Genomic DNA, 23,411 nt, shown 5'->3' on the forward strand with positions numbered 1-23,411 from the left:
GAGAGATATGAAAATTATATCAGGTTTATTTGTGATTATGCTGGTCCTGCTGACAGGCTGTGGAGAAAATAGCGCGATCGGAGACATTGCGACCAACGTTTCTGCGCCAAAGATCTTCCGCTTGGTCATCCAATGCGGGGATACGCCGGAGCTGCCTATCCGCATTACAGGGGATGCCCACGTGGCGATGCCGGACTTCATGCAAAGCAACTGCTCGCTCCATGGTGATCGCGAGCAAATCGCCATACGATGCCCTCAGGATTTTTCAGTCTTGGAACCATTGGAAATGCAGCCCTAGATGGAGAAGGTTGTTAATCAAAGCGGATAGGGCTTTCGGTCAATGCCGAACTCCCGCCTCACGATTTCAGAATGTCGCCCAGCGAAAGCTTTCTGCCATGCATAGGCTTCGGGATCGACTTGAGAATGAATATCCCCGTTTGGGGACGAGGTCCATGAATCATCTGGAACTGGATCTCCCACAATGAGGTCATTCAATACGTGGTTCTCGTGCAGGTCGATCCAATTTTCATAAAATACAGACATCATAGGCACCTCTAACACCTGCGAAGATGCCGAAATATATAAAGGTTTCGTTTTCGAGGGACGATGTCATAGAAGCTGAAACCACGCGAAAGGCACTTCTCTTTCTCTTCCCTTGGCGGTTCGAACTGGATCATGAGCAGCGAATCTACCGGAGATGGTACAGCAATGCAGATTTAAACAGAAATTTTTGCAAACGCATGAATAATAAACGCCACCACGCGACGTAGTAGTTCACATACATCTACAGAGTGCTGTGGTATTTCAGTGGTACTTCGAACGATCAGACAGTTTGATCTGGTAGAAACAGTTGAGGGTTTTTGAGAACAACGCTTTGCGGACTTAGCCCTTGAAACAGGCATAAAAGGTAATGGTGCCGGAGGTGGGACTCGAACCCACACAGATTTCTCCGCGGGATTTTGAATCCCGTGCACCAATAATTCCCCCTTTATTTAAAGATATTTAGCCGATCACAGCATCAGAGAGAGGCATTAGCTCCAACAAACACTCAACTCCGGTAAAGTTTGTGAGATAGAAACCAACTATTAGCTAACTGACGCTGGTCATGGGTCGAATACTTACTAGTCTCGAGCGCTAAAGATATTATACTCATCATCCAAGGGTTTCGCACCCATACGAACAAACTGGGGCTCATAATTATCTTTGCAGTAATTCCTCCTTAAGCTGCTTCCAGTTTTTTTCGGTCATAGCCTCGAGCTTATCCCGCACCCACCGAGGCAATGGATCTGTGATGACTTCAGCCTCGGCATCCTTCACATCGTCTCCAATATACAGCGTTGCTCTTTTTGCAGCATCGTCCGAAACATGGGCATACAAACCGGTCATCGCCGAGCTTCCATGACCTGCTATTTTCTGCACGATAATCTGCGACGTCCCCTTGTTCGCCTGCATGGATATGAAGGTGTGCCGAAGGGAGTGAAACCCGACGGCAACAACGGCCTTTTCCCCTGTATACACCTTGATGTACTTCCCTTTATTTTCGGGATCTGGTTCGACCTTGTATCCAGTACCGTCGGCATGGATCTGTATACCGCATGATACGAAATGATTTTGAATCCGGTTCGTTATGCGGGTGCGATGCGTATTCTTCCCCTTTTCAGAAACGTAGTTGTAATCCGCAGCGCACTCTGGCAGCACATAACCTCTCCGTTTTGACTTTGGGGTTTCCAACAACCGACGAACCAATCTTGGAGGTATGCCGATTTTCACCGCTTCAGACTGCGTCTTACTTGGAACTCGTTTGATCATTGGCATATCGAGCAGGCACTCATCCCATTTCAATGTGCAGCAATCTCCCAAGCGCAATCCCGTATAAGCTCCAAGCATGAACAATGTCTGGAAATCCCCTTCTGCCCTATCAAGAACCATCACCAATTCCTCCTCGGTCAAATCCCTGCGTGTATGCTCCTTGGCACGGGCTTTCGCCTTGGCCTTCGATAAGCTCTTAGTCGTAAGGTCGGCAAATGGCGAAACATCACCCCGTATCTCTTCCTTCATCACGTAGTAGATAAGTTTAAGGAAATTGATGTGTTTGTTGTAGGTGCCAGAGGCAGCTTTTCGACCCAACAATCTGGCATATTCAAATGCGGCCTTTCTATCGATATCTCGCATGTAGACAACTTCTGAGTCATACGACGTCAACCACCCCACAAACTGATTCCAATGACCGTGGTAGTTGTAGAGCATCGTCGATCCGCAATCCAATGCGGGATGATCCTTAAAGCAGCTCCACGCGTCCTCGACAGTCAAAGGTGGGTCTGCATCTTCTATTACGGATAGATGCCTGGCCTCGACCCTTTGCAGTTCAGCCTTAAGGAGCCCGACCCTGTCACCCGTGACATACTGCGCCATGAGTTTCTCCTGAGCAATACGGGCTTTTTTAAGCGTCGTGATCGGATTTCCATCCTCATCCAGAAGCTTCTCCCGCTTTTTATTTTTAATGGGTTTCTCTGTAACCGGGTCTGTCTTGCCGGTTGGTTTCTGATACTCGATCCAGTAAACTCCACCATTGACCCCCGGAGTTCCTGCGGGAAAATCACGTTTATCTCTTGAGCGAATATATAACCGCCCCATCCCGCGCTTGGCGCGGCCTGCACTGCCTTGCTTCCCGGTGGTCATTCCTGTCTCCTTTGTTCGCTACTGATGCATTGAGATGCAAACAGAATACGGATTTGGAGGTAAGATGCAAGTTAATCACACCCATGTCACACCCGAGACACAAGAAGTCCGATCATTCTTTAATAAAATGATTGAGGAAATATGTAGTTATACTGCCTTATTATTATAGTAAATATGAATACTACCTGAAAGATCTCTATCTGAACTGAGCAATATTACGGCAGACTGTAAATCTGCCCTCTCTGAGTTCGATGGTTCGAATCCATCCCCCACCACCATCTTGACCCCCCCGTAAAACAGCGTTTTTACGGGGTTTTTTTATTCTTTACACAAAACTCCCTGCTCGAAACTGATCAAACGAGTTTGCTACTGAGTCATCTGTACTATGCCGAAATAATACCTGAGAAGATGCCGAAATATATAAAGGTTTCGCTTTCAAGGCTGCGAACTACAGGACTTGCACCAACAATCAGATCTCAAGACTCAACGCCACTCCACAACGGAGTGTTGTCCTGCACGGAGAGCAACACAGATTTCGGCAGGTATTTCCGGGGGTATTTCGGGGGTATAAATGCACCTTAAACAGATCGATCTTAAGCGCACAGGTTGTATCACTCGCGAACAACACCCCTGACGGAAAAGCCAGCACACATCGTATATATCGCTATTTTTCGCCTGTTTTCGCCAAACTGGTCTCGGCAAAGTGGATGTTGTAGAAGAGATTTTCGATTTCCTGCTCAATGTTCATGTTGTGGACGAGGAAATCGTCGGAACTCTTGAGGGAGACGGGGGCGAAATTGATGACGCCTTTGACGCAGGTTTTCTTGAGGGTGTCGATCATGCCTTGCGCGGCGGGCTCGGGGACGGTGAGCGCGGCAACGCGGATTTGGTTTTCCTCGATGAAATCGCGGATCGTTTTCACATGCAGGATCGGGATGGGGGCTTCGGGATCGAGCACCTCGGGATCGGAGTCGAACGCGGCGACGACGCGGATGCCGACGCGCGGAAAGCCGTTGTGGTTCATGAGCGCCTGCCCGAGCTTGCCGCATCCGACGATGATGATTTTCTGCTTCCGGTCTTTTCCGAGCAGCACGTTGAGCTTGGTTACGAGCTCGTCGATGCGGTAGCCGCCACGCTTGTTGCCGGTGAGGTTGAACATGGAAAAGTCCTTGCGCACCAGCGAAGGTGAAACGCCGATGGCATCGGCCAAGTTGTCGGAGAAGACCTTGACGAGCCCGAGCGCTTTCATCTTGCGCATGACGTTGCGGTATCTGGAAAGGCGCCTAATCACTTCCTGGTTCGAGTTCATGCCATACACTCCCCTACCGTTTTAATGTTATTCCGTAACATATTATCGAGCCCCGTAACGTATTGTTGTCATTAATATTACCGACATTGCGTATAAACAACGCAAAACGCTCTTTTTTTGTTTACCGTCCCTTGCGTTCCTATATGTTCCCGCGAATTTGTTGAACGAAAGAAGTTGCCGGAAGGTGTTGCCAAGGCAAGGCAAAGGACTAGAGTTTCCCGCTTAAGCTGTTCGGGGATAACACCAACCGAAAACAATAGCCGGCGGCCTCGGGTCGCGCACGGAGGATAAATAAAGAAATGACTGCAACTGCTGAGAAAGAAAGACTGCTGACACCGGAAATCGACGCTTTCATTGGAAAGTGGATCGACAAGCCGGGCAACCTAATCATGGTCCTTCACCGTGTTCAGGAAGAATTTGGCTTCATCCCGCGCCAAGCCGCGTTCGAAGTGGCCGCCGCCCTGGATATTCCGGTCGCGAAGATCTATGGCGTAATTACCTTCTACCACTTCTTTAAGCTAACGAAGCCGGGCAGGAACCAGATTGCGGTCTGCATGGGCACCGCCTGCTACCTTAAGGGTGGGCAGGATTTGATCGACGAGTGCGAGCGCAAGCTTGGCGTTGGCCTCAATACGGTTACCGAAGACGGCGAATTCTCCGTTGAAGCGGTTCGCTGCATCGGTTGCTGCGGCCTCGCCCCGGTTCTGACCGTCAACGGCGAAGTGTTCGGCTGCGTTGAAACCAAGCAGATGGGCAAGATCATCGACCAGTTTGAAGGGAAGTAGGGAATGACGAGTGAGCCGTGAGGCGTGATCCACTACATATCACGAATCACGTTTCACGCATCAGGAAACCATGCATGCCACGATTTGCGATTTAATTACGGACTTGGTCCAAAACTCAATCGAGGCAAGCGCGAGTGAAATCACCCTTAACGTCGAGGAGACCGGAACCAATCTTAAAGTCGTGATTGCGGACAACGGAAAAGGAATGAGCGCCGAAACGCTGGAGAAGGCCAAAGATCCCTTTTGGTCGGACGGACTCAAGCATAAGCACCGCAAGGTAGGCCTGGGCCTCCCCTTCCTCTTCCAAACCTCGGAAATGACCGGGGGCACCGCGGGGATCGAATCGGAGGAAGGCGTTGGAACAACGGTGACCTTCAACCTCGATCCGGCGAATGTGGACTTGCCGATGTTCGGCAACTTCACCACGGCGGCGGTCACGCTGATGACCTATGGATTCGACGGGAACCTGACGATCAGACGAAGTTTAGGCGGAAAAGAATACGAAGTGAGCAAACATGAACTGATAGAGGCACTGGGCGATCTGAACGATCTGGAAAGCCTGACCCTGCTGAAGCAGTTCATCTGCTCACAAGAAGAGGAATTGGGAACTTTATAAAGGAAAGGTGGGCAACATGGCTAAAATGACACTTGAAGAACTGCGCAACCTGCGCGAATCAAAAAAGAAAGAGATGACCCAGCGCGACAGCAACGACAAGTCGGCGCAGATCATCATCGGAATGGGCACCTGCGGGATCGCGGCCGGCGCGAAGGAAGCATTCGATGCCTTCCTCGACGAGCTGAACAGCCACGAGATCAAGGATACCAAGATCACGCAGACCGGCTGCATGGGGCTTTGCTTCTCCGAGCCGACGGTTGAAGTGGATGTGCCGGGCATGCCGCGCGTCATCTACGGCAACGTCGATGGCAAGGTGGCTCGCCGCATCGTTCGCGAGCACATCATCGAGAAGTCGCTGGTTTCCGACCACATCTTCGACAAACCCGCAGTAGACATCATCAAATAGGCAGGCACAACCATGGCATACAAAAACTATATCCTCGTTTGTGCTGGAACCGCTTGTGAATCCAGCAAAGGCATCGCGCTCTACGACGAGCTCGAAAAAGAACTCAAGGCGCAGGGCGTCGAAACCGAAGCCCAGCTCGTAAAGACCGGCTGTTTCGGCTTCTGCGAACAGGGCCCGATCGTCAAGATCCTCCCCGACGAATCGTTCTACGTTAAAGTGGGACCGGACGACGCCAAGAAAATCGTCTCCGAGCACATCGTCAAGGGCCGCCAGGTCGAAGAACTCCTCTACGACAAAGACCAGAAAGGTTCTTCCGACAACATCGACTTCTACCAGAAGCAGCAGCGCATCGTGCTGCGCAACTGCGGCGTCATCAACCCCGAGTACATCGACGAATACATTGCCCGCGACGGCTACGCCGCCCTGGAAAAAGTGGTGTTCGAGATGTCGGCCGACGAAGTGATCGAAGAGCTCAAGGCCGCCGGACTCCGCGGCCGCGGCGGCGCCGGCTTCCCGACCGGCGTCAAATGGGGCTTCACCAAGAACGCCGTGAGCGACCAGAAATACATCGTCTGCAACGCCGACGAAGGCGACCCCGGCGCCTACATGGACCGCTCCACCTGCGAAGGCGACCCCCACTCGGTTCTCGAAGCCATGGCCATTGCCGGCCGCACCGTTGGCGCCAACCAGGGCTTCATCTACATCCGTGCGGAATATCCGCTCGCGATCGAGCGCCTCAACAACGCCATCGACCAGGCCCGCGAATACGGCCTGCTCGGCGACAACATCCTCGGTTCCGACTTCAGCTTCGACATCGAGCTGCGCCTCGGCGCCGGCGCGTTCGTCTGCGGCGAAGAGACCGCCCTGCTCGCCTCGATCGAAGGCAAGCGCGGCATGCCGATCCCGCGTCCTCCCTTCCCCGCCGTCAAAGGCCTGTGGGGCAAGCCGACCGTGATCAACAACGTTGAAACCTGGGCGAACATTCCGATGATCATCCTGAAGGGTTCCGCCTGGTTCAGCAATATCGGCACCGAAACCACCAAGGGCACGAAGGTTTTCGCCCTGACCGGCAAGATCAACAACTCCGGCCTCATCGAGGTGCCGATGGGCACCACGCTGCGCGAAATCATCTACGACATCGGCGGCGGCATCCGCGGCGGCAAGAAGTTCAAGGCCGCCCAGACCGGCGGCCCGTCCGGCGGCGTGATCACCGAGGAATACCTCGACACCCCGATCGACTACGAAAGCCTGCAATCCATCGGCTCTATGATGGGTTCCGGCGGCATGATCGTGATGGACGAAGACGACTGCATGATCGACGTTACCAAGTTCTACCTCGAGTTCACGGTTGACGAATCGTGTGGCAAGTGCGCCCCCTGCCGTATCGGCGGACGCACCAACTACAACATTCTCAACAAGATCTCCAAGGGCCAAGGCTCCATGGAAGACCTCGAAACGCTCAAGACCCTCGCCCAGGCCATGCGCAAGGCATCGCTCTGCGGACTGGGCCAGACGGCGCCGAACCCGATCATGTCGACCATGAACTACTTCGAAGACGAATACCTGGCGCACATCAACGACAAACAGTGCCCGGCCGGCAAGTGCAAAGACCTGCTCGCCTACACCATCGTCGAAGACAAGTGCATCGGCTGCACCGCCTGCGCCCGGGTTTGCCCGGTCCACTGCATCAGCGGTGAAGTGAAAGCCGCGCACGTGATCGACCAGGACACGTGCATCAAGTGCGGACAGTGCTTCGAAAAATGTAAATTTGACGCAATCCTCAAGGGATAAGGAGATAAACAAATGTCTATGATTGAATGTGAAATCAATGGAATTCCAGTAACCGTCCCGGCAGGAACCACCATCCTGGATGCTGCCAAGGAAGTGGGCGTTGAGATTCCGAAATTGTGCTACCACTCCGACCTCGACGCCTGGGCCGCCTGCGGCATCTGCGTCGTGAAGGTGGAAGGATCCCCGAAAATGCTGCGCGCCTGCGCCACACCCGTCGGCCCCGGCATGAAGGTCATCACCCACGACCCGGAAGTGGTGGAAGTCCGCCGCACGGTTCTGGAGCTGATCCTCTCCACGCACCCGAACGACTGCCTCAAGTGCGGCCGCTCCGGCAACTGCGAGCTGCAGGACCTCTCCGCCGACTTCGGTATCCGCGAGATCCCGTTCGAAGAGCGCGTCGAGCGCATCGAACCCGACACCTCGACCCCGTCGATCGTGCTGAATCCTGAAAAGTGCGTCAAGTGCGGCCGCTGCGTGCTGGTCTGCCAGGACATGCAGGGCGTACACGCCCTCGAATTCATCGGCCGCGGCGACGGCACCCGCCTTGCCCCGGCAGCGGATGTGAACCTCGAAGAAAGCCCCTGCATCAAATGCGGCCAGTGCTCCGCGCACTGCCCCGTCGGCGCGATCTACGAGAGCGACGATACCAAGCATGTATGGAACGAAATCAAGGAAGACAAGAAGCACGTGGTGGTGCAGATCGCCCCGGCGGTCCGCGTTGCCCTCGGCGAAGCGTTCGGTATGGAGCCGGGTGCCCTCGTGACCGGCAAGATCTATACCGCGCTACGCCGCCTCGGTTTCGACGCCGTGTTCGACACCAACTGGGCGGCCGACCTCACGATCCTCGAGGAAGGCTCCGAGTTCGTGAAGCGCTTCACCCAGAATGGCCCGTTGCCGCTGATCACCTCCTGCTGCCCGTCCTGGACGGACTACATGGAAAAGTTTGCGCCGGACTTCACCGAAAACTTTTCAACGGCCAAGTCGCCGCAGGAAATGCTCGGGGTCATGTCGAAGACCTACTATTCGGAAAAGGCCGGCATCGATGCCAAAGACATCACGATGGTATCGGTGATGCCCTGCACCTCGAAGAAGTACGAGATCACCCGTTCCGACGAAATGTTCGCTTCGGGCTACCAGGACATCGACTATTCGATCACCACCCGCGAGCTCGCCCGCATGATCAAGCAGGCTGGCATCGACTTCGTGAACCTGCCGGACTCGGAAGTGGACAGCATTCTCGGCCAGTACACCGGTGCGGGCACCATCTTCGGCGTGACCGGCGGCGTGATGGAAGCGGCGTTGCGTTCGGCCTACTACCTCATCACCAAGGAAGACCTTGAAAAGGTTGAGTTCGAAGCCGTCCGCGGTATGGAAGGTGTGAAGGCAGCCGAGATCGACATCAAGGGAACGAAAGTGCGCATTGCGGTCGCCCACCAGATGGGTAACTGCCAGGCGGTCATCGACCAGGTTCGTGAAGCGCGCGACAAGGGCGAAGAGCCTCCCTACCACTTCATCGAAGTGATGGCTTGCCGCGGCGGTTGCATCGGTGGTGGCGGACAGCCCCATGGCGCGACGGACGAAATCCGCGCCCAGCGCACCAAGGGAATCTACACGGACGACGAAAAATCCGTGCTGCGCTGCTCGCACCACAACCCGGAAATCACCCGAGTGTACGAAGAGTTCCTCGGCGAACCCCTGGGCCACAAGGCGCACGAGCTACTGCACACCACCTACAAAAAGCGCCCGATCTACCAGCGCTAACCCGGTGTTTTCACCCAAAAACCGCTCCTTCCGGGGGGCGGTTTTTTTGTGCCCCCGTCTTGCTTTATTAATTAAGGCAACTAGACTGCAATAAATCGACAACCACAGGGTTATATTGCACCTATGAATCATAGAAATCTCTTATTATTGGCTCTTTCGATTACCGTGTTGACCACCATGCGCTCCGGTGCCCAGGGGGGGCCGCCCGCCGCGCCTGCGGGGAGGCCGTCCGCTCCGGCGCCCACGGCGAAACCCACCCCGGCCACCGCCCAGACCGTTCGCCCAACGCCCGCCATCGCGGCGGCGCCGGCCCCCAAGACCAGGCCTTCCTCCAAAAAGGAGGGGGAACTCGTTACGTTTGCCATGGAGCAAATGGACCTTGACCTGGTGATGGAGCAGTATTGCGACTGGACGGACAAGATCTACCTGAAGACCGATGCCGTTAAAGCCAGCATCACGCTCCGCTCGGATAAGAAGATCCCCGTTTCAGAGGCCATTGAAGTGGTGGAGGCCATCCTCGCCATGAACAACATCGCCTTGGTCCCCATGGGTGAAAAATATCTTAAGGTGGTCTTGGCGACGGCTGCCGATCTGACCGCCCAGGGGCTCGACATCAACATGGATCCGAGTTTGGCATTCAATGCCTCGGACAAGTTTATCACGACCATCATCCAGCTGAAGAACGTTACGATTCCGGAAGTCCAGGCCGCCGTCCAGCATGTCCTGCACACCTATGGCAAAATCCTGACGCTGGAGCGTAGCAACAGCATTATGATCACGGATACGGAGGCGAACATCAAACGCGCCCGCGAACTGATCGAGTTCATCGACCAGGCCACCGCCCAGGTTGAGCCGAAGATCTACCAGATCCTCTATGCCGATGCGACCGAGATTGCGTCGAAGATCAATGAGATTGTTGCGGCGGCGCAGGGCGATCAAAAAACAGCCACCCAGATTCCCGTCGGCAACCCCTATGCCCGCACCCCCCCCGGCGTCATCCGCGCGGGAAGCCGTTCTTCAGCCGAAGCGGCCCCGACCGCAGCCACGGTCACGGGCACGGAGAGCGGCAGCAATGTCATCATCCAAGGAACCGTCAAGGTGATGGCCGACGACCGCACCAACATTATCATCATCTTTTCGCTGGAAGATAACTTCGCCTTCTTTGACAAAATCATCAAGGTGCTTGACGTTGAGGTTGAACCGGCCACCACGTTCGAGGTCATCAACCTCGAATATGCTGATGCCGTTGAGCTTTCGGGAACCATTAACGACCTCATTGGCGCGGCCAGCAGTTCGCGCTCTTCGGGATCGAGCTCCAGTTCCCGCACGGGTTCGAGCAGTTCCCGCACAGGTTCGAGCAGTTCCCGCACCACGGGTTCCGGCAGCTCGCGGTCGACGGCACCCGGCAGCTCGTCCTCCTCCTCCCGCATCACACCCAACGCCCTTCCCGCCGCCGGAGCAGCATCCATTGAAAACCTCAACCGCCTTTCGGAAGACACCAAGGTGCTGGCCGACGAAAGAACCAACGCCATTCTGCTGATGGGCAGCAAGAGCGACATTGCAGCCATCAAGCAACTGATCAAAAGCCTGGACGTGATGCTTGAACAGGTGGTGATCGAGGCCGCCATCTTCGAGATCGGCCTTTCCGACTCCCTTCGCCACGGAATCGACTGGCTCTACAAATCCTCCGACCTGGATAAGGTCGGCGCATGGGATGGCAACAACCTCATCACCAACGGAGGCATCGAATCCGTTGCATCCGGAGCCCTCACCTATTACCAGAACATCACCGGCATCAACACCGAGATTGCGATCAACCTCGCTGCAACCGACAACGATGCAACCCTGCTCGCCACGCCGGTTATCATGACCACCGACAACACGGAAGCAACGCTGAGCATTGGCGAACAACGCCCCGTCGTGACCTCCACCGATTCCTACGTCAGCGGCTCAGGATCGCAACGCTCGAACTATGAATACAAGGATATCGGCATCCAGCTGACCGTGACACCGCGCATCAACCCCCAAAGGTTTGTCGTGATGGAACTGGAACAGAAGGCCGACCAGCTTGGCGGAAACGTCAGCATCGACGGCAACGAGGTTCCGATCATCCTAAACCGCGAGTTCGGTGCATCCATCGCCGTCCCCGACGGTGGCACCGTTGCCCTGGGGGGTCTGATCACCACCGAAAAGAGCGACAATGTCACAAAAATTCCCATTCTAGGCGACATCCCTTTTCTCGGCCGCTACCTGTTCAGCTCGGTCAGCAAATCAGAAACGCAACGGGAACTCGTCGTCCTGATGACGCCCTATGTCATGTCGAACATGAGCGAAATGGGTAGCCAAACCAAGCGCCTATACAAGGGAACGAACCTAAGGCAGGAAAATTGGAAAGGCTCCTGGTCCGAGAGCCAGCTTCGCGATATCCCCGACCCCATCGAAGGCGAGGAAGCGATGGAGCCCGACTACCAACCGACCCAACCGGTTATCACCCCGGAGCCCAACCCCGCCACAGCCCAAGCACCGATGGACATGAGCGCGGATGAAATTCTGAGAATGATGGAAGAGCTTGAGGACGCGGAGTAAGAAAGCCCCGATGCGGCGCGTCCATTTTATCGGAATTGGCGGGGTCGGAATGAACGGCCTCGCCCAGCTCGCCGCCCAATCCGGATATTCCGTCAGCGGCTCCGACCGCTCCTACGCCCCCGAGGCCGGGCTTTTCCAATGTCTGGAAAAGCTCGGCATTAAGATTTTTCCACAGAACGGTTCCGGTATCTCCAATACCACGGATCAAGTGGTGTTCAGCACCGCCATCGAGTCCGACAATCCCGACATTCAAGCCGCCCAAACCCAAGGCGCTCCCCTGCTCCACCGCGCGGAATTCCTCAAGGAACTCATTGGAGACGACGAACTGATCGCCGTTGCCGGAACCGCCGGAAAAACCACGACCACCGGGTTGCTCGGTTGGATTTTCGAACATCTTGGCAAAGATCCTTCCGTCTACAACGGCGCGGCGGTGCTCAATTGGAAAACAAACGGTGTGCTTGGAAACGTCCGCAAAGGCAACTCCAAGCTATGGATCATCGAGGCCGACGAATCCGACAAGTCGTTCCTCAACTTCCACCCCGCCCACTCCATCATCACCAACATCTCAAAAGACCACTACGAACTCGACGAGCTCCACGACCTCTTCGACCAGTTTGAATCCCAAACCAGCGGCATCACCATCAGGGGTCGCATCAGGGGTCGGTCCTCGGATTTAAGCGACCCCTTAAACCCGAGGACCGACCCCTCCCGCATTCAAATGCTCGGGAAACACAATGCAGAGAACGCCCTGTGCGCCATGCGGCTTTGCGAGACGCTTGGCTTGGACATGGATCGGGTGAGGGAGGCCGTAGGCACCTTCCGCGGCATCGAACGCCGACTGGAAATCGCCGGGAAGACCAACGGCATTACCGTGATCGACGACTATGCCCACAACCCCGCCAAAATCAAGGCAGCGCTGTTGGCGGTTGCGGAGAAATATGGAACCGTTCACGCGTTTTGGCGTCCACATGGATTTACCCCTCTCTTCCAGAATATGGAGGAGTTGATCCAGGTTTTTTCCGAGCACTGGAACCAGCATGGCGGATCGATTTTCATACTGCCGGTCTTTTATGCGGGAGGAACGGTGCAGCGGAATGCGAGTTCGGAGGATCTGGTCGACCGGCTTGAATCGACTGGCGTTGCGGCGAAGCTTGTGCAAGATTATGACGCACTGCAATGCGAACTGGAAACATGCGCGGCCGCGGGCGATGCCATCCTGGGAATGGGCGCCCGAGACCCCGAACTGCCACAGTTCGCGAAACGACTGGTTTATGGATGGAAGAACAGCTGACAATCGAGAGTCCGAAAAACCCGCGAGTGAAGGCGGCGGTGAAATTGCGCAAGGGCAAGGTCCGGACAGAAACCGGGCACACCCTCGTTGAGGGGTGCCGGGAAATGAGCCGCGCATTCGAGAGTGGTTGGCGATTCATCGAGCTATACTACTGCCCGGAACTCTATCTTGCCATCGATGAAGACCAACTGGTTTCGAAAATCCGTTTGAGCGGCGTGCCGGCCTTCCGGTGCTCGGAGGAGGCCTTCCGCAAAATGTCGTACCGGACCACACCGGACGGTTTAATGGCACTCTCCCCGCTGGTTGGCAAGAAACTCGCTGAGCTCGATCTACCTGAAAATCCGCTGATCCTGGTTGCAGAGGATTTGGAAAAACCCGGCAACCTGGGCACAATCCTTCGGACGGCCGATGCCACCGGGGTGGATGCAGTAATCGCTTGCGACCACAAAACCGACATCAACAACCCCAATGTAATCCGCGCGAGTATTGGCACCTTGTTTTTTATGCCGGTGGCTGAAGCCTCAACAGAGGAAACCCTGCAATGGTTGGCGGAGCGTGGAATCCAGTCGCTTGCCGCGGTTCCGGGAACGGAGCAGGAATACACGGAAGTTGATATGACTAGAGGCACCGCCATTGTCGTGGGAGCAGAGGACGAAGGGCTTACGGAGCAATGGAAAAATGCGGCCGACATCCGGGTTGGCATACCGATGTTGGGGAAAAACGACTCGCTGAACGTCTCCACCGCCGCCGCCATCCTGCTGTACGAGGCCGTTCGCCAGCGCCGAAAGGTGAGATAGCGCGCCACATTTCCTGAAATTTGTAAATATTGACAAAATACTCAACGTTTCTTACTTCACTTGCCCGCAATTGGCGAAAAGATTTTTTGGCACTCCAGACCGAATCAAGAGTTTATTATTCAACGAAAAACATTGCATTAGGAAGGATCGGCTGTACGCTTCAGGAAAACGGACGGAAGGAGGTTGGTTATGGCTACCAATCCAGCAGGAAAAGGAACAAAGACCATTGGCATCAACATGAAGTTGGAGATGGCCAAGGAGCTGGAACGCCGCGCAGCGTCGATGCAGCTCTCAACCGGTGCCTATTGCAAAATCATCCTGGGAGAATGGATTAAGTCCGGAAGGAAGCTTAAGCTCCAGGAAATGTAGGGCACCATTCGCATACCGCTAGATAAAACCGATGGCCTTCAGCAAGGGCATCGGTTTTTATTTTTTCAGCCGTCTGCATATGACATGATGATTGCATGCGTGATGAAAATCATTTTTCCATAGTAGGGACCGGGGCGGTTGGCGGCTATTATGGCGGCTTGCTGCAAAAAGCCGGATTCGATGTCCATTTTCTTCTGAACTCGGATTACGACCATGTTCGAAAGCATGGACTTGCGATCGATTCCCCCAATGGCAACTTTGAGCTGGCACCCGTTAATGCCTATGACGATCCCCGTAACATGCCCCGGTGCGATGTGGTGGTGGTTGCCCTCAAAACGACGGCCAATGCAGTCCTCCCCTCGATTTTGCCCCATTTGGCAAAGGATGACGGGATTGTGCTGACCTTGCAAAATGGACTTGGAAGCGAGGAGGAAATTGCGGAGATCGTCGGGCCGGACAAGGTCATCGGCGGCCTCTGTTTCCTTTGTTCGAACAAGGTTGCCCCCGGGCATATCCGGCATCTTGACTATGGGCTGATCACCCTTGGTGAATACAGGAAGGACGGTTCGGCGGGGGGGATCACGCCCAGGCTTGAAAAACTAGGTGGAAACCTGCAGGCCGCCGGAATCCCCATTCGCCTGGTCGACGATCTTGCCCTCGCCCGCTGGAAAAAACTGGTCTGGAACATTCCCTTCAACGGGCTTTCCGTTGTCCGGAACGAACTGACGAACGAACTCATTGCGAATCCGGAAACAAGGGCGCTCTGCGAAACGCTGATGAACGAGGTTGCCGCCGGAGCCAAGGCCTGCGCCCGTCCGATCGACCCCGCTTTCATGGAAAAGATGATCGCGGACACCGAAAGAATGGAACCGTATGCGCCCAGCATGAAACTGGATTTCGACCGAGGCAACCCGATGGAGATCGAAAGCATCTATGGCAACCCGATCCGGGCGGCCCGTGCCGCCGATGTGGCTATGCCGGAGACCGAAAAACTCTACCGCCAGCTACTGGCAAGCCACCTCGCTATTTAGACGGAGTTGCATTTAGCCGATCAATCGTGGATAACCTCCGGCAACAACACGAGGTTTCCATGCTTAATCTGGACTATACCGAGCACGCTGTTCTCGATGTGCGAATGGCCAACGACGATCTTTTTGAACTGGTTCTCAAGCGCGATGGCCTTGAATTCTCGCCGGGGGATTGCGTTGCCATCTACACCGATCAAGAAAAGTCGCGCCCCTACAGCATTGCCTCCGGGCCGGATGAAGAGGAACTGCGCTTCGTGGTTCGCTCGATGGATGGGGGGGAGGTTTCCCCGTGGCTAATGCGGCAACGGCCAGGCGGTTCCGTCCGCATCACCCCGCCCTTCGGCTGGTTTCGGCCGGGCCAGGATATCGGAACGGCCGACTTTGCCTTTATTGCCACGGGGACGGGCATTGCCCCCTTCCTCTCCTACATGAAGAGCGGTGCACGCGCACCCACGCAATGCCTCTATGGGGTGCGACACGAGACCGACTCCGTGGGCTTCGGGGATCTCAAAGCTTTCTGCCCCACCCGGCTCGCGGTCTCCAGGGAGCAAAGCGGGCATCATTTCGGGCGGGTCACGGACTTGCTCGACACGCTTCCGCTTAACGAGCAGGTTCACTATTACTGCTGCGGGCTGGAGAGCATGGTCAACGATGTTTCCGCCTGGTTGCAGGCAAAAGGGATTGACCTATCCAGGATCCACCGCGAAGTCTTCTTCCATGGATAGGACTTATTTTCACCTATTGTTCATTGCTTTGCCGGAGGCCCGGCGCTAAACACCCCCGCCATGAACCCGATTGTTGTATGCGCACTCTATAAATTCGTGGCGTTGGATGATTATGAAACCATGCGCCAGCCCCTATTGGATTTTTTGAATGAACAAGGAATCCGGGGAACGATTCTGCTTGCGAACGAAGGAATGAATGGAACGGTGGCCGGGAGCCGGTCGGCCATCGACGCCCTCCTGCACCGCCTAAAATCGGATCCCCGGCTTGCGGGGCTGGAACACAAGGAATCATTCCACGCAACCCATCCGTTCTACCGCACGAAGGTTCGACTCAAGAAAGAGATCGTCACGCTCGGGGTGGAAGGCATCAACCCCCGCCATGCTGCGGGAACCTACGTTGCCCCCGGTGACTGGAACCAGCTCATCAGCGATCCGGAAACGGTCTTGATCGACACCCGCAACGACTATGAGGTGGGCATCGGGACATTCAGGAACGCCGTGAATCCCAATACGGAAACGTTTCGGGAGTTTCCGGAATATGTTGCCAAGAACCTTGATCCGGCCAAGCACCGGAAAGTGGCCATGTTCTGCACGGGCGGCATCCGTTGCGAGAAGTCCACCGCCTATCTAAAGAAGCTTGGCTTCGAGGAAGTCTACCACCTGAAAGGCGGCATCCTGAACTATCTGGAGGAAGTGCCCGAAGAGGAGTCGCTGTGGGAAGGCGAATGCTTCGTGTTCGACAACCGAACGTCCGTTCGCCATTCCCTTGAAAAAGGAAGCTATGGCCAGTGCCATGCCTGCCGCATGCCGATTACGGAGGCGGACCGGCAAAGCGAGCACGATCAGGAAGGGGTCGGCTGCCCCCATTGCCACGGGAAATTCTCGGAAGAGCGCAAGCAACGCTACCACGAGCGCGAACGCCAGGTTGAACTCGCGCGCAAGCGTGGCGAGGAGCACATTGGCGGAACCGTCTGCGCAACGGCAGAGCACCGGCGAAAACAAAAGCGCGCGAGGAAGGAAGCGGCATCAGGACAGCGCGGTTAGCACAACGGCACCGCAAACCCCGGCCGCGGCGAACCAACACTGCCGCCGGCTGCTTGCATGGGTGAAAAGATAGATCAGGCTTCCATACCAGGCAAGCACCGCAAGCAACGGCGGAGGCGACACCTGCCAGGATGATCCAGGAAGCCGGTCCAGCCAACGCACGCACCCCAGCAACAGATCGATGAAAACCATGCCCGAAAAGTTGAATACGGAAGAGGCGACCGGCAATAGGATCGACAACCATCCGGACAACACAATGCAGAACGTCAGAGGAACCACAATGAGATTGCCAACCAAGGCTATGGGCGAAAACATGCCGAAATAAAGCGCAGCCAACGGGATGGAGGCCAGGCTTGCCGCAAACGATGTAACCACCAGCGATCCGGTATAGCCCTTTATCCATCCGCCCTTCAAAAGCCTGTCCGGAACCTTCGAAAACACCATCACGATAAAGACAACCACCGTGAAGGAAAAAATGAAACCTGCCGAAAGGAGCTCGGCCGGCCGCATGATCAAAAGGAGTACGGCAGCAAGAGCCACCGACGAGGGAACATCGGGCTTGCGGCGGAACAGCGGGGCCAGCACAAAGACGCCGGCCATCGCCAAGGCCCGCATGGCACTGGGCTTCATCCCCGTCGAAACGACGTAGAAGAGAAGCAATGGCAAGAGCCAGACCCCGATCCAGTCGCGCGGAACGCCGAGCGACTTCAGCACAATGGAAAGAAGCAACCCGACAATGCACACGTGCAGGCCGGAGATGGCGAAAACATGGACTGATCCGGTGCGACGGAAACGGGAAAGCGTCTCCTGAGGAATCTCCTTTCGATACCCCAGCACCAAGGCCTTCATTACCGCCTGCTGCAAGGGATAGCCCCCGACTCCCGCTTCAAGGCGCCGAGCGGCGGACTCCCGCCACGCCCGCCCCCAAACGACAGGCGAAAACCGGTTCCTTTCGGAAAGAACCACCTGGCGCCCATCATGATCCAACTCTAATTGGATAGTGCTCCCGCCGGGATACAAGCTACGGCAAAGCCGGCCCTCGAGCAGAACCCGCTGCCCATGGCCGACCAGCGATTCCGGGCGGGCCCCCGTTATGCGGACATCGATCACCCCCCGGCTTTTCACCCAGCCCGAGGATATCGATATGCCCTCCAATCGAAGCGGGAACGTCCAGGTTCCGCGCGCGCCCGAGCGGTAGGGATGGTATTCGGGGAACCCCGAAACATGGCCAACCACGCCGACGCCGCCCAATGGCAGACGATCCCGGAGTCGATCCACGGATGCCCCGCCCTCGAGCCGCGAACCGGAAACCAGGAAATGGCTGGCGGCAACCATCGCAACCACCAGAAAGGTCAACAGGGAGGAGAATCGATTCTGTCGAAAGAGAAAAGCGAGACCGATCAAAAACAATGTGCCGAAGAAAAACAAGCCAATGGGAACCAACCCCAGGGACGCAAAAAGCATACCCCCTGCAACTGCGCAGGCCCCCCCAACCATTGGACGCCGGAGCACCATCGCTGGACACGATTCGTTGATGCCATCCTCCTAATCCTTCTTCAGCAAGCCATGATAGACCATGCGTACTTTGTGCTTAAAGCTGGAAAAGGAATAGTTATCGGCGATCAACTGCTGCCCTTCGGTCGCGATTCCTAGGGAAAAAAGCGGTTCCTGGATTGCGCGCAGCAAGCCTTCGGCCATGGCTTCGGAACTGGGCAAAACCTGGATGCTATTGAGATCGGTCAGCAACTTGCCGTACGCCGGACTCTGAACGGCCACCAGCGGCGCCGGAGCCTGGAGGAGTGTGAAAACCTCCTGGTGCAGGTAGCGTCCCCCCGGCTGAGGGACCAGCAGCACGGCATCGGCAATGTCGAGCGCGGAAAGGAAGGCTTCGGTTTCCTCTGGCAACAGGAACGAACAGCGGCCAAGGATGTCCAGATTGGCCGCCATTTTTTCGGCCTCCTCAACCAGGCTCCCCTTGAAAAAGAACGAAGCATGGGGAATGGATTCTATGACTTTACGGGTGGCCATCAACAGCTTGCGCAATTCCTTGCGGTTTCCGGGGAGAATACTGCAGACAACCACCGAGGAACTTTTGCCTTTGAACCGGTCCAACAAAGCGGAACGGCCAAGGATTCTGCCGCAGAACATCGACTGGGCAGGGATATCCTCGATTTGGTTGATTCTTGTTTCCTGTGCAAGCCCACGCAAATCGGAGCTTAAGGCGGGACACGAAGACAGCACCATCGAAGCCTGCAAAAGGATGCGTTTTTCCAATCGGGAAAAATATCCGGGCAAAAGATTCCATAGCCTCGATGGAGCAATGCCCATCGTTCCCGTAAAGCAGCGCGAGGCGGCGTAGACCAACTTGGTTTTCCGGAACCGGGCAATCCGGGAAAGAAAGACAACCGCCTCATCGACGCCATGCAGACAGTCGTAGCTTTTCCGCCCCGTTGCCCGGAGAACCGCCATGCGCAACCGGTGCCGGGATGCGGATGCCGTTCCCCCGCCCTCGATAATCCCTATGTTGGGATGCTCCTGCAGCTCGGCATCTGCGGCAACGATATCAATCCGATGCCCCGCTTCGGCAAGTGCGCGCACCATCGAGACGGCGCGCATTGCCCCGCCCTTGATTGACAGTTCCCCAAAGCATACGAATAGAATATTCATAGCCCCCCTATTGTGATGGATCGTCTATTTAATTAGACGGCTTCAGCAGATCCTGCTCAAGCATGTCGGTTTCCGGCAACTTTAGCTGAGGAGCCACGTCCTCGCGGTCCTTGCCTTCCATGGTCTTGGCCACTTGCTCAAGCCATTTCCGGAACTCCTCGCCGCCCACCCGATCGGCAAAGGCCTGGAACGTGCGGTCTTCCCGCACGGGATCCAGCTTCGGGTCCTGAACCCAGCCAATGACCACTTGCTGGCCAAACAAATGGGCGGCTTTCCCAAGCGTTTGAACCGTTTCGGTGCTGTTCCCCAACTGCGCATTGCAGATGGCGATATCGTGGTAGTAGTTCGGGTCGCGGTAATTCGTTTCTCGCAGCGCCTCCAGCGAAACAAGAGCCTTGTCATACTGTTCAAGCAACATATAGCACTCGGCCAGCTTCTCCCGGGCGGCAATATCGTGCGGGGCATCTTTCAGGGCGCGCACATAGGCTTCGGCGGCCCCCGAGAAATCCTCCTGCTTGAAGAGCGCATTCGCCATGTAGCGCTGCACATTTTCATTGTAGGTGTTTTGCTCAAGGTACCATTTCGCCATGAAGACGACGGCCTTCGCATCGTCGTGGGCATCCAGCGCCTTGATCAAGCGCTCCTGCAGCTCCTTGCGCGAAGGATCGACACTCAACAACCGGATGTAGGAATTGATGGCCTCGACATACAGCCCCTTTTTGTAGTAAAGGTCGCCCAAGCGCTCAAGGGCGCCGATGTGGGCAGCGTCCAGCCGCAATGCATCCTGACAACGGGCAATGGCCTGGTCCACATTGCCGCGCAGCAGCAACCCATCGGCCGACCGAACCAGACGCTCGGACTCCTTCCAAACCTCGACCCGCTCGGCGAACATTTCCCGGGCATCCTGGTTCTCGATATCGAATTCCTGAACCAAAACAACTTCACGGAGAACCGGCGACACCTCTTCCGAACCGTGCGTATCCATCCAAACCTTTTCCTCGTAAAGGCTAATGCCCTTCCTGAGCATGAAAAAGGCAATGATCAAGAGCAGGATCATGATGGCGGATTTGAGAATGGCCAAGAGGGCCATTTTTTCGCGGGGGTCGATGGCTTCCTTGCGGCGCCCGCTGACGGCCTGGTGACGGCCCGTCTTGCGAACTTCGCGGGAGCTTGAGACCGGCCGATCCTGATAAAGGGGTTGTTCCTCGGGGGCGCCACCGGAATAGAAATCGGCGTTGGCGGCTAGATGCTCAAAGCCGCCCGACCCTTGATTGTGGCTGTGTTTTTGGTGTTTTTTTCTCATAAACCTATCAATTGCAAACCCATGGAGATGAAGCAAAAAACCTTTCCGTATACAAAAGGGGTTGCAGTATCATTCAGCTAAGGGTAAGTGTCAAGTGTTGCTCCGATCAGGCATTATTTAATTATCAGGTAAAAAATGACTTCTTTTCTCACATTATTCATCGCCGCGTTGATTTTCGTTGGGATTCCCCTTGCGCTTCTTGCAACCATCAACGCCATGCGAAAAAAACAACCCGGCTGTTCAGGGAACCACGACTGCGTCGTCTACAAGGGGGAAAAAGTCCAGTGCCCATCCTGCGAACTGCGGGAATTCAAGGCCCAGCTAGACGTGCAGAAACAGAGCGCATAAGACGGCGGCTAGGCCTTTTCAGCGCAATTGTGGCAGGTTCCGAATACCACAATCCGGTGGGTACGCTCCCCGAACTGGTGCGCTTTGCAGGATTTGGTGATCAATTCCATGATTTTGTCGTCGGAAAACTCGATGAACGTTCCGCATTTGTCGCAAATCATGTGCTCGTGATGCGGGTGGTTGAACGTGTGCTCATAGTGCGCATGAACATCGGTATCGCGAATAACCCGAACCAGGTTGGCCTCCTCCATCAAGGCCAGCGTGCGGTATACCGTCCCCCGGCTCACATGGTTTGTTCCGCTCGAAAGCTCCGCCGCCAGGTCATCGGCACAAAAGTGGTCGTGGCGCGAAAAGACCTGCGTCAGCACAATCTTCCTCGCCTGGGTTATGCGCGCCTCTTTTTTCTTTAGGAAATCGACAAACAACGGCCAAGCCTCTTCCACCGACTGCTTAACCTCTTCGGGCAAATTCTGTTCATCAACACTCATCGCGGCGCTCGTTCCTTCTTTGAATTGAATCTATATATAAACATGTTTATGGCGCACAATTGATGATGTAATCAAGGTTTTTGCTGGTATATTGCAACGCTTTCAGCAAAAAGATATGTAATTAACCAATAAAGGAGTAAGACCATGGCCTATGTAATTTCTAGCGAGTGCATTTCCTGCGGCGCATGCGAGTCCACCTGTCCGGTGGAAGCCATCAGCCAGGGCGATGACCAGTTCGTTATCGATGCAAACACCTGCACCGATTGCGGCGCTTGCTCCGATTCCTGCCCGGTAGACGCGATCTCCGCAGGCTAAATCGGAAATTCGGCACAATGAAAAGCGGCCCATTCGGCCGCTTTTTTTTTGTGTCCTAACACCACCATCGGGAGCAAACTGCACGGCAACAAGCAAAACAAGGAAGGGAAAGTCGGTCATGAAAAAACCCAAGCGCTCCAAATCGGCAATCCTTCCCCTCTGGCTTCTGATTACCGCTTGCCCCACCGGCTGGGCGGAAACAAACCACCCCCCGGATTACCGGAAGGTGATGGAGGAACTTCGGGAAATCAGAAAGCTGCTCGAACAGCATGACACAAAACTGTCCCGGATCTACGATGCCCTTGAACCGCACCTGGACGAGATCGAACAGGAAGGAAAGAAGGAAAAACCACGCTACCGGAACCAGGACGATGCGCTCGAGGTACTGGCGAAACAATTGCTTCCGCTTCCAGCGGAACCCCGTCTTCCGGAGAACGGCCTGATCCGCCGCTTTTCTTTCACCGAAGGATTCTTCGATGAAGTCGATCCCTTCGATGAGCTGATGCAAAAGCGCACGCAGTTGATCGAGGGAACGCTCTACCTGAACGGATGCTATGAACACAGCTCGGCTCCAGGCTACAAGGCGGTTGCCTACCTTCCCGGGCTGGATTTCAAAGGGTTTACCTTCGCCCATCATTTCTGGCCGATCGATATTCGGCAAGGGGATGTGGTCGTCATGGGCGGAACCTCGTACCGATGGTTCGGGATCGTTGCCGGCAAGGAGAACGAGGCGACCATCTCCATGAACAATGGACGGTTCAGGCATGGGCTGGGCATCAGGATCGAACCGCAAAAGTGGCACCACATCATCTGTTCGGTGAATCCCGCAACCAAGACCATCAACATTTCCTACGACGGAAACCTGCTCCCGCCCGTCTCGCTTCCCGAAGACTTCAAGTTGGAAGTGGTCGGATCCAAAAGGGAACAGCTCGATAAAAACATCACCTTCACCAACTATTCGAACGGCAGCGCCTTCCACGGTTTCGTGGACAATCTGCGGGTATACAATCATGCGTTGACGGCCGATGAGTTGAAGCCTGCCGCCGAGTAAATCCCATTCCCAAAGCTTTCCCTCAACGTATCCCGATCGACGTTGTCGTATA

Annotated in this window: 22 protein-coding genes; 16 read left to right on the forward strand and 6 right to left on the reverse strand. The window is 55.4% G+C overall.

Annotated elements, in window-relative coordinates:
* The first annotated feature begins 7 nt into the window (after positions 1-7).
* A complete protein-coding gene (locus E9954_RS11135; protein ID WP_136079244.1) occupies positions 8-298 on the forward strand; it encodes a hypothetical protein in 291 nt (96 codons plus the stop codon).
* Positions 299-1,197: 899 nt separating this feature from the next.
* On the opposite strand, the gene E9954_RS11145 is transcribed toward E9954_RS11135, so the two are convergent.
* Together E9954_RS11145 and E9954_RS11150 are read right to left on the reverse strand one after the other, a co-directional pair.
* Positions 1,198-2,679 carry a tyrosine-type recombinase/integrase gene (locus tag E9954_RS11145; protein ID WP_136079245.1) on the reverse strand — a complete coding sequence of 494 codons (1,482 nt, stop codon included), beginning with the start codon at positions 2,677-2,679 and terminating at the stop codon, positions 1,198-1,200.
* A 664-nt stretch (positions 2,680-3,343) separates the two neighbouring features.
* Positions 3,344-3,988 carry a redox-sensing transcriptional repressor Rex gene (locus tag E9954_RS11150; protein ID WP_136079246.1) on the reverse strand — a complete coding sequence of 215 codons (645 nt, stop codon included), beginning with the start codon at positions 3,986-3,988 and terminating at the stop codon, positions 3,344-3,346.
* A gap of 299 nt (positions 3,989-4,287) precedes the next feature.
* Between E9954_RS11150 and E9954_RS11155 the strand changes: the two genes are divergently transcribed.
* The 12 genes from E9954_RS11155 to trhO all read left to right on the forward strand — a co-directional run bounded on the left by E9954_RS11155 (position 4,288) and on the right by trhO (position 17,187).
* Positions 4,288-4,773 carry an NADH-quinone oxidoreductase subunit NuoE family protein gene (locus E9954_RS11155; protein ID WP_136079247.1) on the forward strand — a complete coding sequence of 162 codons (486 nt, stop codon included), beginning with the start codon at positions 4,288-4,290 and terminating at the stop codon, positions 4,771-4,773.
* A 70-nt stretch (positions 4,774-4,843) separates the two neighbouring features.
* Positions 4,844-5,389, forward strand: a complete 546-nt coding sequence (locus tag E9954_RS11160) for an ATP-binding protein (RefSeq protein ID WP_136079248.1) — start codon at positions 4,844-4,846, stop codon at positions 5,387-5,389.
* 16 nt (positions 5,390-5,405) lie between these two features.
* Entirely contained in the window at positions 5,406-5,795 is a 390-nt protein-coding gene (locus E9954_RS11165; protein ID WP_136079249.1) for a (2Fe-2S) ferredoxin domain-containing protein, read from the forward strand.
* A 12-nt stretch (positions 5,796-5,807) separates the two neighbouring features.
* Positions 5,808-7,586: an NADH-quinone oxidoreductase subunit NuoF gene (locus tag E9954_RS11170; RefSeq protein WP_136079250.1), complete on the forward strand. Its 1,779-nt coding sequence runs from the start codon at positions 5,808-5,810 to the stop codon at positions 7,584-7,586.
* A gap of 12 nt (positions 7,587-7,598) precedes the next feature.
* The gene (locus E9954_RS11175) at positions 7,599-9,347 is read left to right on the forward strand and encodes an NADH-dependent [FeFe] hydrogenase, group A6 (protein ID WP_222847151.1); all 1,749 of its coding nucleotides are present in this window, start codon (positions 7,599-7,601) and stop codon (positions 9,345-9,347) included.
* A gap of 123 nt (positions 9,348-9,470) precedes the next feature.
* The gene (gene gspD, locus E9954_RS11180; RefSeq protein WP_136079251.1) at positions 9,471-11,933 is read left to right on the forward strand and encodes a type II secretion system secretin GspD; all 2,463 of its coding nucleotides are present in this window, start codon (positions 9,471-9,473) and stop codon (positions 11,931-11,933) included.
* A 10-nt stretch (positions 11,934-11,943) separates the two neighbouring features.
* On the forward strand, positions 11,944-13,224 hold the full coding sequence (locus E9954_RS11185; protein WP_168442172.1) for a Mur ligase domain-containing protein: 1,281 nt from the start codon (positions 11,944-11,946) through the stop codon (positions 13,222-13,224).
* Entirely contained in the window at positions 13,209-14,021 is an 813-nt protein-coding gene (locus E9954_RS11190; RefSeq protein WP_136079253.1) for a TrmH family RNA methyltransferase, read from the forward strand. Before E9954_RS11185 ends, E9954_RS11190 begins: the two co-directional genes overlap by 16 nt.
* Before the next feature lie 189 nt (positions 14,022-14,210).
* Complete coding sequence (locus tag E9954_RS11195; RefSeq protein ID WP_136079254.1) at positions 14,211-14,390, forward strand: hypothetical protein; 180 nt, start codon at positions 14,211-14,213, stop codon at positions 14,388-14,390.
* Between the two features lie 95 nt (positions 14,391-14,485).
* Positions 14,486-15,421 (forward strand): putative 2-dehydropantoate 2-reductase, encoded by a 936-nt coding sequence (locus E9954_RS11200; RefSeq protein WP_136079255.1) that lies wholly within the window; start codon positions 14,486-14,488, stop codon positions 15,419-15,421.
* Positions 15,422-15,480: 59 nt separating this feature from the next.
* Positions 15,481-16,143 (forward strand): ferredoxin--NADP reductase, encoded by a 663-nt coding sequence (locus E9954_RS11205; RefSeq protein WP_136079256.1) that lies wholly within the window; start codon positions 15,481-15,483, stop codon positions 16,141-16,143.
* Between the two features lie 60 nt (positions 16,144-16,203).
* Positions 16,204-17,187 carry an oxygen-dependent tRNA uridine(34) hydroxylase TrhO gene (gene trhO, locus E9954_RS11210; RefSeq protein ID WP_136079257.1) on the forward strand — a complete coding sequence of 328 codons (984 nt, stop codon included), beginning with the start codon at positions 16,204-16,206 and terminating at the stop codon, positions 17,185-17,187.
* On the opposite strand, the gene E9954_RS11215 is transcribed toward trhO, so the two are convergent.
* From E9954_RS11215 to E9954_RS11225, 3 genes are all read right to left on the reverse strand, one after another.
* Positions 17,170-18,651, reverse strand: a complete 1,482-nt coding sequence (locus E9954_RS11215) for a ComEC/Rec2 family competence protein (protein WP_168442173.1) — start codon at positions 18,649-18,651, stop codon at positions 17,170-17,172. The two genes, trhO and E9954_RS11215, sit on opposite strands and share 18 nt — an antisense overlap.
* 81 nt (positions 18,652-18,732) lie before the next feature.
* On the reverse strand, positions 18,733-19,854 hold the full coding sequence (locus E9954_RS11220; RefSeq protein WP_136079259.1) for a glycosyltransferase family protein: 1,122 nt from the start codon (positions 19,852-19,854) through the stop codon (positions 18,733-18,735).
* Positions 19,855-19,882: 28 nt separating this feature from the next.
* Complete coding sequence (locus E9954_RS11225; protein ID WP_136079260.1) at positions 19,883-21,157, reverse strand: tetratricopeptide repeat protein; 1,275 nt, start codon at positions 21,155-21,157, stop codon at positions 19,883-19,885.
* 135 nt (positions 21,158-21,292) lie between these two features.
* Here E9954_RS11225 and E9954_RS11230 point away from each other — a divergent pair, with 135 nt between their 5' ends.
* The gene (locus E9954_RS11230) at positions 21,293-21,505 is read left to right on the forward strand and encodes a hypothetical protein (protein ID WP_136079261.1); all 213 of its coding nucleotides are present in this window, start codon (positions 21,293-21,295) and stop codon (positions 21,503-21,505) included.
* An 8-nt stretch (positions 21,506-21,513) separates the two neighbouring features.
* On the opposite strand, the gene E9954_RS11235 is transcribed toward E9954_RS11230, so the two are convergent.
* A complete protein-coding gene (locus E9954_RS11235) occupies positions 21,514-21,993 on the reverse strand; it encodes a Fur family transcriptional regulator (RefSeq protein ID WP_136079262.1) in 480 nt (159 codons plus the stop codon).
* A 144-nt stretch (positions 21,994-22,137) separates the two neighbouring features.
* Between E9954_RS11235 and E9954_RS11240 the strand changes: the two genes are divergently transcribed.
* Complete coding sequence (locus tag E9954_RS11240) at positions 22,138-22,308, forward strand: DUF362 domain-containing protein (protein WP_136079263.1); 171 nt, start codon at positions 22,138-22,140, stop codon at positions 22,306-22,308.
* A gap of 118 nt (positions 22,309-22,426) precedes the next feature.
* Positions 22,427-23,359, forward strand: coding sequence for a LamG domain-containing protein (locus E9954_RS11245; RefSeq protein ID WP_136079264.1), 933 nt, complete (start codon positions 22,427-22,429; stop codon positions 23,357-23,359).
* Positions 23,360-23,411 lie beyond the last annotated feature (52 nt).

Origin of the sequence: Pontiella desulfatans (genome assembly GCF_900890425.1) — a bacterium.
GTDB classification, from domain to species: domain Bacteria; phylum Verrucomicrobiota; class Kiritimatiellia; order Kiritimatiellales; family Pontiellaceae; genus Pontiella; species Pontiella desulfatans.

Coding starts and splice junctions, on each gene's coding strand:
- E9954_RS11205 (WP_136079256.1), top strand. CDS start 15,481: ATGCTTAATCTGGACTATACCGAGCACGCTGTTCTCGATGTGCGAATG.
- E9954_RS11165 (WP_136079249.1), top strand. CDS start 5,406: ATGGCTAAAATGACACTTGAAGAACTGCGCAACCTGCGCGAATCAAAA.
- E9954_RS11145 (WP_136079245.1), bottom strand. CDS start 2,679: ATGACCACCGGGAAGCAAGGCAGTGCAGGCCGCGCCAAGCGCGGGATG.
- gspD (WP_136079251.1), top strand. CDS start 9,471: ATGAATCATAGAAATCTCTTATTATTGGCTCTTTCGATTACCGTGTTG.
- E9954_RS11230 (WP_136079261.1), top strand. CDS start 21,293: ATGACTTCTTTTCTCACATTATTCATCGCCGCGTTGATTTTCGTTGGG.
- E9954_RS11195 (WP_136079254.1), top strand. CDS start 14,211: ATGGCTACCAATCCAGCAGGAAAAGGAACAAAGACCATTGGCATCAAC.
- E9954_RS11155 (WP_136079247.1), top strand. CDS start 4,288: ATGACTGCAACTGCTGAGAAAGAAAGACTGCTGACACCGGAAATCGAC.
- E9954_RS11150 (WP_136079246.1), bottom strand. CDS start 3,988: ATGAACTCGAACCAGGAAGTGATTAGGCGCCTTTCCAGATACCGCAAC.
- E9954_RS11190 (WP_136079253.1), top strand. CDS start 13,209: ATGGAAGAACAGCTGACAATCGAGAGTCCGAAAAACCCGCGAGTGAAG.
- E9954_RS11160 (WP_136079248.1), top strand. CDS start 4,844: ATGCATGCCACGATTTGCGATTTAATTACGGACTTGGTCCAAAACTCA.
- E9954_RS11185 (WP_168442172.1), top strand. CDS start 11,944: ATGCGGCGCGTCCATTTTATCGGAATTGGCGGGGTCGGAATGAACGGC.
- trhO (WP_136079257.1), top strand. CDS start 16,204: ATGAACCCGATTGTTGTATGCGCACTCTATAAATTCGTGGCGTTGGAT.
- E9954_RS11135 (WP_136079244.1), top strand. CDS start 8: ATGAAAATTATATCAGGTTTATTTGTGATTATGCTGGTCCTGCTGACA.
- E9954_RS11175 (WP_222847151.1), top strand. CDS start 7,599: ATGTCTATGATTGAATGTGAAATCAATGGAATTCCAGTAACCGTCCCG.
- E9954_RS11215 (WP_168442173.1), bottom strand. CDS start 18,651: ATGCTTTTTGCGTCCCTGGGGTTGGTTCCCATTGGCTTGTTTTTCTTC.
- E9954_RS11200 (WP_136079255.1), top strand. CDS start 14,486: ATGCGTGATGAAAATCATTTTTCCATAGTAGGGACCGGGGCGGTTGGC.
- E9954_RS11220 (WP_136079259.1), bottom strand. CDS start 19,854: ATGAATATTCTATTCGTATGCTTTGGGGAACTGTCAATCAAGGGCGGG.
- E9954_RS11240 (WP_136079263.1), top strand. CDS start 22,138: ATGGCCTATGTAATTTCTAGCGAGTGCATTTCCTGCGGCGCATGCGAG.
- E9954_RS11245 (WP_136079264.1), top strand. CDS start 22,427: ATGAAAAAACCCAAGCGCTCCAAATCGGCAATCCTTCCCCTCTGGCTT.
- E9954_RS11225 (WP_136079260.1), bottom strand. CDS start 21,157: ATGAGAAAAAAACACCAAAAACACAGCCACAATCAAGGGTCGGGCGGC.
- E9954_RS11235 (WP_136079262.1), bottom strand. CDS start 21,993: ATGAGTGTTGATGAACAGAATTTGCCCGAAGAGGTTAAGCAGTCGGTG.
- E9954_RS11170 (WP_136079250.1), top strand. CDS start 5,808: ATGGCATACAAAAACTATATCCTCGTTTGTGCTGGAACCGCTTGTGAA.